2 protein-coding genes are annotated in these 1,435 nt (G+C 65.6%); both read right to left on the bottom strand.

Annotated elements, in window-relative coordinates; all coding sequences use genetic code 11:
• Positions 1 to 1,056: FAD-binding oxidoreductase (locus tag EN914_RS35385; RefSeq protein WP_164779166.1), on the bottom strand; the 1,056-nt coding region annotated here is incomplete at its 3' end.
• A 113-nt stretch (positions 1,057 to 1,169) separates the two neighbouring features.
• On the bottom strand, positions 1,170 to 1,435 hold a 266-nt coding region (locus EN914_RS35380; protein ID WP_348631967.1), incomplete at its 5' end, for an amino acid--tRNA ligase-related protein.

Genomic DNA, 1,435 nt, shown 5'->3' with positions numbered 1-1,435 from the left:
GAAGCCGAGCGATTGCGAGGCAGGCGAGCCGAGCCTGGGAAAAATTTGCCTGGCGCCACGGTCAAGCAGCGCCAGCCGGCGCGGATTTGGCGGCGCGGCCAGGCCGCCGAGTGCGACGGTGGCGGCGACCCGCAAGCGGCCAGCCATCGGCGTCAGGTAGAAACCAAGATCGACGGGACAGACAGGTCGGTTGAGCAGCGGCGCGTCGGTCTGGAATTCCAGATGATAGCCGCGCTCGGTCTCGAGCGGAATCCTGTCGCCGGCCTGCGCGGCCAGTGCGCGCGACCGTGCACCGGCGGCGATCACCACCGTGCCAGCCTTGATGCGAACGCCGGGTCCGCTGAGCTGGACACCGTCAGCCTCGACCTGCAGCCCGGTGATCTCTGCCTGCTTCACCGATGCACCACGGGCACTCACCGCGCCCAGCAACCGCCGCATCACCATTGCCGGATCGGTGACATTGATCGAGTCGGGAAAATACACGCCATGCGCTGCTGTCGCCGGCAGGCCCGGCTCAAGCGCCGCCACCTTTTCGGGAGTCAGCACCTCTTGGTGGATGCCAAACCCAGCGCGCATTGCCCGGCCGCCGGCGCCAGCGGCAAAATCGCTCAAGTGGCGATAGAGGTAAAGACAGCCATTGCGGCGCAGCTGGTCCTCCAGCCCGGCCTCCCCGACCATGTCTTCCCAGGCTGGAAGGGCGTCGGCCAGCAGTCCGGCGAGCGCCAGTGCATTGGCCCGGGTGGCCGCCGGCAGCGATTGCCGCATGAACCGAACGAGCCATGGCGCCAGCTGCAGCAGCGCCGGCCAGCGCAGCGAAAACGGGCTGTCGGAATCAAGCAGCAGCTTTGGCAACGCCCGCAGCACCGCAGGAGTGCCGACCGGCATGCAGGCATATTCGGCGATCGTTCCGGCATTGCCGAACGACGCGCCTGAGCCCGGCTCGTTCGGATCGATGAGCAGGACTTCGCGGCCGTCCGCGACAAGGCGAAGTGCCGTCGCCAGCCCGACAACTCCGGCGCCGACAATGGCGATTTCGACCGTTTCAGAAGCAGCCACTGTAGATCTTCCCGATTGACCTTGAAATCCAGTACCGATCATGTGGTCTCTTGGTTCGGGGTCACGGTCCAGTCTTGATCCCCGGAATCGAATAGGCCAGATCTTTCCGCGCCTCAGGCGACAGGCGTCCAGATCACGTCCTCGATTTTTTGCGCGCCGGTCGCCAGCATCGCCAGCCGGTCGAAGCCGAGTGCGATGCCGCTGGCCGGCGGCATGATGGCAAGGGCTGAGAGAAAATCCTCGTCCAGCGGATAGCGCTCGCCATAGATGCGCTGCTTCTCGTCCATCTCGGTAACAAAGCGCCGGCGCTGCTCGTCGGCGTCGGTCAGTTCGCCAAAGCCGTTGGCGAGTTCGACGCCGCAGCAATAGAGCTCGAAAC

It is taken from the genome of Mesorhizobium sp. M7A.F.Ca.CA.001.08.2.1, assembly GCF_003998455.1.
GTDB classification, from domain to species: domain Bacteria; phylum Pseudomonadota; class Alphaproteobacteria; order Rhizobiales; family Rhizobiaceae; genus Mesorhizobium; species Mesorhizobium ciceri.
This window is presented reverse-complemented; position numbering and strand designations above follow the sequence as displayed.